Raw genomic sequence first — 6,343 nt, 5'->3', positions numbered from 1 at the left:
GAGGGTTTTCAACAGGGCAAACACAGCCCAAAAGCAGTCGGGTTCCGGGCCTGGAGCTCCGGCAAACCCGCCTGCAACCGTCCCCGCCACCACAAACGCACCACCACGCCGTGCCGGCCCTTCACCCCAAAGGCAGGAAAGCACGATCGAGCGAAGCAACGGGCGTGCCCGCCGCCCGCGGCCTGCTGGCGCAGACACCGCGCGAAATGCTGTTGCGTCCGCAACCAAGGACGATACTGTTTGCGGGCTCCATGTGCTGCCCCATGCGCCATGGTCACACCAGCTGAAAGGTCCGACTGATGATCAAGGGTTCCGACGTCCTCATCGCCGCACTGGAGAACGAAGGGGTCGACTGCATCTTCGGTGTTCCCGGCGAGGAAAACCTGCATGTGGTGGAATCGCTTCGCAAGTCCCGCATCAAGCTGGTCCTGACCCGACACGAACAGGCGGCCGCCTTCATGGCCGCGACGCATGGGCGGCTGACCGGGAAGCCGGGTGTGTGCATCGCCACACTCGGCCCCGGGGCGCTCAATTTCTCGACGGGCGCCGCCTACGCCAATCTCGGTGCGATGCCGTTGATCCTGATCACCGGGCAAAAGCCGATCAAGACGGCCCGTCAGGCACGCTTCCAGATCGTTGACGTGGTCGCGTCGATGAAGCCACTCACCAAGATGACACGGCAGATCGTCAGTGTCGGCGCCATCCCGGCCGCCGTTCGCGACGCCTTTCGCGTGGCGATGGAAGAGCGGCCCGGCGCCGTGCATCTCGAACTGCCGGAGGATGTCGCCGGCGAAACCACGGATGCGGCACCCATCATCGCCGTCCATCCGCTCGACCGCCCGGTCGCACCCTCAGCCGCCATCGACCGGGCGGTCGACATCATCCTTGCGGCGAAGCGGCCGCTCATCATGATGGGCGCTGCCAGCAGCCGCCCCCGGCTCGTGGAAACACTGTCATCCTTCGTTCGCCGCATGCGCATTCCCTTCTTCAACACCCAGATGGGCAAGGGTTCGGTCAATGGCGGGTCCAACCTTTATGTCGGCACCGCCGCCCTTTCCGAGCGCGACTATGTGCACGACGCCATCGACCAGGCGGACCTGATCATTTCCGTCGGGCACGACACGGTCGAGAAGCCGCCTTTCCTGATGCGCAGCGAGGGCGGGCCCAAGGTCCTGCATATCGGCTACAGTTCAGCCAATGTCGAACAGGTCTATCACCCCGACGCGGAAGTGATCGGCGACATCGGGACGTCGGTGACGTCGCTGGCCGACCGGCTTGGCGGCAAACTCGACCCCGAGCCGCTGCTCATCGGTCTGCGCCAGGCCATTCTCGAAAAGCTCAATGAAGGTGCCGACGACGACCGGTTCCCGATCACGCCGCAGCGCATCGTCCACGACGTGCGCAAGGTGATGCCGGAAGACGGCATCGTCTGCCTCGACAACGGCATGTACAAGATCTGGTTTGCCCGCCATTACCGCACCCATGTGGCCAACACGCTGCTGCTCGACAATGCGCTGGCAACGATGGGCGCCGGCCTGCCCTCGGCCATGATGGCAGCGATGCTTCATCCCGAACGCCGCATCATGGCGGTGTGCGGCGACGGCGGCTTCATGATGAACTCCCAGGAAATGGAAACGGCCGTCCGGCTCGGGCTCAATCTCGTCGTCGTCATCCTCAACGACAGCGCCTACGGAATGATCCGCTGGAAACAGGCTGTCGACGATTTTCCGGATTTCGGGCTGACATTCGGCAATCCGGATTTCGTGCGCTACGCGGAAGCCTACGGGGCGAAGGGTTCGCGGGTGACGAGCGCCGAGGCGCTGGTGCCGGTGCTGGAGGCAGCGTTCGCCGGCGGCGGCGTGCATCTTGTCGATGTACCGATCGACTACGCCGACAACATGCGCGTGCTCGTCGATGAGCTGCGCACCCGATCCTAGGGCGGCGCCAAAGGTCGCTTCGGTGGCGACGTCTTGCACTGCCATGTTTTCGACTTATATTGCACTGCACACTCGGCCCGTTTCCAGCCGGGTTCTCAAGGCTGCAAGCCGCCTTCACGCGAAAGCCACGCTTTCGCGCGCAACCGAAGGACCACCTCATGACTGTTTCGATCAACAATCTCGATGCCACCACTGCTGGCGCCTCCGCCCATGTCGATATCGCCGATGCCGTCAAACGCGCCCGCCAGGCCGTCGGCTACAGCGTCGATGAACTCGCGCTCACCTGCGGGTTGACCGACCTCGAAATCGAAAGCATCGAGCGCGGCACCGATGCCGACCCGGGCAAGCTCCGGCGGATTGCCGCCGCACTGCAATTGCCCGTGGCGACCTTCCTGCTCAGCTGATCCCCGGACGGGCCTTGCGCGTGGCCGGCATCGTTTGCGGCCGCGAGCCGGATGCCATCACCGCATTTTCCCGATTGCAGCTCACGCCGAACATGCCTGCGACAAGACCTCCCGCAAGAGCCGGAGCGGCGTCGGTCGCCCCGGCACGCTTTGATGCAGGAAGACGATGCGGCGCTCGTAGAGGGCGGCATCGGGCACCTCGGTGAGGTAAAAGCCGTCCCGGTGCAGGCCCTGCCAGGCCGGAACGAGCGAGTTGCCCATGCCGCTCGCGACCAGGATGGCGATCGTCTCCAGCGCGTCCATGTCGCAGCGGATGTCCGGATCAAGGCCGGCGTCGGCGAGGTATCGCTGGCAAAGCCGGCCGCCCCATGACCCCGGATCATAGCGAACGAAAGGTGCCAGCCGTATGCGCTCGTCGATATCGGCGGGCAGAGTCGGATCGGGACTGATGAAACTCAGCGGTTCACGGCGGATGACATGCGCCGTCATTGCCTTGGGCAGCGCAAAGGGCGGCTCGACCAGAACGGCGGCATCGAGCTCGCCCTGAAGCAGTTGTTCATAGAGCTGTAGTGACGAGCCGGGGCGCAGGATCAGCTTCAGGCTCGGCGCCTGCCGCGAGAGCGCGTCCAGTACCGTCGGGAAAATGCCCGTCAGCGCCGTCGAGATCGCGCCGATCTTCAACTCGGTCGCAAGCCCGCCGCCTGCCACATCGTAGCGTAGGTTTTCCGTTTCGCGGATCAGAAGCCGAGCGCGCGGCAGCAGCGAAAGGCAGGCCTCCGTCGGCTGGGCCGAATGGGCGCCACGGGCGAGCAGGTTGCATCCAAGCGCCCGCTCGAGCGCCTGGATGCGCTGGCTGACGGCGGCCGGCGTCAGCTTTTCCCGGCGCGCGGCCGCCGCGATCGACCCGGTTTCGACCGTGGCGACCAGGCTTTGGAGAAAACGAATGTCCAACAGCGATCCTTACTCTCAGAAAAAGAAGAACATAGTTTTTCTTAGCCTCGCAAGCCGCTATCCCTGTGTCAATCGACGTCACAGGAGTTGTAGATGAAATCGCTTTTCCACCTTGCCTACCATGTCACGGATCTCGATGCCGCGCGCCAGTTCTATGGCGACGTGCTGGGGTGCGAGGAAGGGCGCAGCACCGACACCTGGGTCGATTTCGACTTTTTCGGCCACCAGCTGTCCTTGCATCTCGGCAAGCCCTTCGAAGTGACGCGCACCGGCAAGGTCGGCAACCACATGGTGCTGATGCCGCATCTGGGCGCGGTGCTGCGGCTCTCGGACTGGCTGACGCTGGCCGGCAGGCTGGAGAAAAAGGGCGTGCGCTTCGACATCCCGCCGGTGGTGCGCTTTGAAGGCGAGCCCGGCGAGCAGCGCACGATGTTCTTCCTCGATCCGAGCGGCAATCCGATCGAGATCAAGGGATTTGCTGATTTCGACAGCCTATTTGCACGCTGACAAGGGAGGGAGATGTGAGGAAGCCGATCGCCCTGGTGACGCGCATCGACCGCTCCGACGAACTGGCCTGGGCAGCGCTCCTGGCGAAGCTGTTGCCGGAAAGCGAAATCCTGCCCTTTCACGCGATGGACGATGAACAGCGCGACGCCGCCGAAATCGCCATTGTCGCCAATCCCGACCCGCGCGATGTGGCAGCGCTTCCCAATCTCGCCTGGATACACAGTCTCTGGGCCGGCGTCGAACGGCTCGTCGCCGAACTCGGCGAGGCCGCGCCGGCGATTGTCCGGCTAGAGGATCCCGAACTGGGGCGGGTCATGGCAGAGGCCGTGCTCGCATGGACCTACTATCTCCAGCGCGACATGCCCGCCTATCGCCGGCAACAGCATACGGCAACCTGGCGCCAGCATGCCTATCGCCGGCCCGGTGATCTCACCGTCGGCATCCTCGGAATGGGGCTGCTCGGCAAGGCGGCGGCCGGACGACTGAATGGGGCAGGCTTCCGGGTCAGCGGATGGGCCCGTTCGCCGCAGCCGGTCGAAGGGGTCGACATGATGGACGGCCCGGACGGGCTCGATCGGCTACTGCGCACAAGCGATATCGTTGTCAGCCTGTTGCCGTTGACGCACGAGACCCGTGGCCTCATCGACGCTGGCCGCCTGGCGACGATGAAAGCAGGCGCGCAGCTCATCAATTTTTCCCGGGGACAGATCATCGTCGATGGCGATCTTCTCGCCGCACTCGATGCCGGCCATATCGCTCATGCGGTGCTCGATGTCTTCGAAACGGAGCCCTTGCCGCCGACCTCGCCCTACTGGCAGCATGACAGCGTCACGGTGCTGCCGCACATCTCGGCACCCACCGACAGAAACACGGCCGCCAGGATCGTTGCCGACAATATCAAGCACTATTACGCGACCGGCTCCCTGCCCACGGCGATCGATATCCGGCGCGGGTATTAACGCCGCAGCACCGCATTCCAACCGGTTGGCCGTTGACGGCGGGTCGCGGCGCGCTTGCCTTGTAACCACTCCGTGCATTAGCATCCCAAAAATAAGACGAGGGCCAGCTCAGGACTGTTTGTGCTGCGTTTTGACAGGGGGATGACATGAGCAGGAAAACCGGCGCGGGAAGCATGGTGCTTCTCCGACAAATTCAGGCCGGCGCGATGGTCGTCCTGTTTACCTTCACACTCGCCGCCTGTGGCGGGCATCCGAAGGGTGTACTGACGCCGGTTGCAGATACCGCGCCGGATTCGAGCCGGGTCAACATGCTGATCACGACCACGCGCAGCCGTTCGGCCAATCCCGGGGAGATGTATAGCGGCGAGCGCGCCGAGGCAGCCACCTTCGTCGACATGACAGTGTCCATTCCCTCGGTTCGCAAGACGGGCGAAGTTGCCTGGCCGAAAAAGCTGCCGCCCAATCCGGCAACGGATTTTGCAACGCTGAAGGCCGAAAGCCTCGACATGCCCGGCGCGAAATCATGGCTGAGCGCCAGCGTTCGCAAGACGCCTGACCGAAGCGTGCTCGTCTTCATTCACGGTTTTAACAACCGTTTCGAGGATTCCGTCTATCGCTTCGCCCAGATCGTGCACGATTCCCGCGTTCACAGTGCGCCCATCCTGGTGACCTGGCCGTCACGCGGCAGTCTGCTAGCCTACGGCTACGACCGCGAGAGCACCAACTACACGCGCAATGCGCTCGAAAACCTGTTTCAGTATCTCTACCACGACCCGGAGGTGAAGGAGGTCTCTATCCTCGCGCACTCCATGGGCAACTGGCTGACGCTGGAGGCGCTGCGCCAGATGGCGATCCGCAATGGCGAGCTGCCGGCAAAGTTCAAGAACGTCATGCTCGCGGCACCCGATGTCGACGTCGACGTCTTCCGCCAGCAGATCGACGACATGGGCAAGAAACACCCGGATTTCACGTTGTTCGTCTCCCGCGACGACCGGGCGCTTGCCGTTTCGCGCCGCGTGTGGGGCGATGTGTCGAGGCTTGGCGCCATCGACCCGGAACAGGAGCCCTACAAGAAGGAGCTCGCGGACAACAAGATCACCGTGATCGACCTGACGAAGATCAAGGCTGGCGACAGCCTCAATCACGGCAAGTTCGCGGAATCGCCTGAAATCGTTCAGCTGATCGGCGCGCGGATCTCCGATGGACAGACACTGACCGACAGCCGCGTCGGGCTTGGCGATCAGATCCTTGTGGCAACGACCGGAACGGCGGCGGCCGTCGGCAATGCGGCGGGTCTCGTGCTTGCAGCGCCCGTCGCCGTGGTCGATCAGGACACGCGCGACAACTATGCCGACCATCTGGGCGGGGCGGCGGCGCGCAACGCCAATCGCACGGCGCCCGCCAAACGTTGCGCCCCGTCGCAGCCCGCGACAGCGGGATGCGTGCGCTAGGCAAGGCGTGGCGAGCGGCGCCTGGGTGTTTTCAGCTGCCGCTCCCTGGGCGTCAGATGTCGCCTAGTGTTGCCGCGTCCCGTCTACAGCTTTACCCATGCCCCGTTTCGTTTTGACGACTGGACGCAGGCATC

Annotated in this window: 6 protein-coding genes; 5 read left to right on the top strand and 1 reads right to left on the bottom strand. The window is 63.9% G+C overall.

Annotated elements, in window-relative coordinates; translation table 11 throughout:
- Positions 1–299 precede the first annotated feature (299 nt).
- Both RTP54_RS31005 and RTP54_RS31000 read left to right on the top strand, forming a co-directional pair.
- Positions 300–1,937, top strand: coding sequence for an acetolactate synthase large subunit (locus RTP54_RS31005; protein ID WP_312367905.1), 1,638 nt, complete (start codon positions 300–302; stop codon positions 1,935–1,937).
- 158 nt (positions 1,938–2,095) lie between these two features.
- Positions 2,096–2,341, top strand: coding sequence for a helix-turn-helix domain-containing protein (locus RTP54_RS31000; RefSeq protein WP_312367904.1), 246 nt, complete (start codon positions 2,096–2,098; stop codon positions 2,339–2,341).
- An 81-nt stretch (positions 2,342–2,422) separates the two neighbouring features.
- Here the strand turns inward: RTP54_RS31000 and RTP54_RS30995 are convergent, their stop codons facing one another.
- A complete protein-coding gene (locus RTP54_RS30995) occupies positions 2,423–3,292 on the bottom strand; it encodes a LysR family transcriptional regulator (RefSeq protein WP_312367902.1) in 870 nt (289 codons plus the stop codon).
- 93 nt (positions 3,293–3,385) lie between these two features.
- On the opposite strand from RTP54_RS30995, the gene RTP54_RS30990 reads away from it, so the two are divergent.
- From RTP54_RS30990 to RTP54_RS30980, 3 genes are all read left to right on the top strand, one after another.
- Entirely contained in the window at positions 3,386–3,799 is a 414-nt protein-coding gene (locus RTP54_RS30990; protein ID WP_312367900.1) for a VOC family protein, read from the top strand.
- Between the two features lie 14 nt (positions 3,800–3,813).
- A complete protein-coding gene (locus RTP54_RS30985; RefSeq protein ID WP_312367898.1) occupies positions 3,814–4,758 on the top strand; it encodes a glyoxylate/hydroxypyruvate reductase A in 945 nt (314 codons plus the stop codon).
- A gap of 173 nt (positions 4,759–4,931) precedes the next feature.
- Complete coding sequence (locus RTP54_RS30980) at positions 4,932–6,209, top strand: alpha/beta hydrolase (protein WP_409517236.1); 1,278 nt, start codon at positions 4,932–4,934, stop codon at positions 6,207–6,209.
- Positions 6,210–6,343: the final 134 nt, after the last annotated feature.

This window comes from Ensifer sp., from assembly GCF_031989085.1.
Lineage (GTDB): Bacteria > Pseudomonadota > Alphaproteobacteria > Rhizobiales > Rhizobiaceae > Ensifer.
Note: the sequence above shows the minus strand (reverse complement) of the source record. Positions and strands in the feature narration are given on the sequence as shown.

Coding starts and splice junctions, on each gene's coding strand:
- RTP54_RS31005 (WP_312367905.1), top strand. CDS start 300: ATGATCAAGGGTTCCGACGTCCTCATCGCCGCACTGGAGAACGAAGGG.
- RTP54_RS31000 (WP_312367904.1), top strand. CDS start 2,096: ATGACTGTTTCGATCAACAATCTCGATGCCACCACTGCTGGCGCCTCC.
- RTP54_RS30990 (WP_312367900.1), top strand. CDS start 3,386: ATGAAATCGCTTTTCCACCTTGCCTACCATGTCACGGATCTCGATGCC.
- RTP54_RS30980 (WP_409517236.1), top strand. CDS start 4,932: ATGGTGCTTCTCCGACAAATTCAGGCCGGCGCGATGGTCGTCCTGTTT.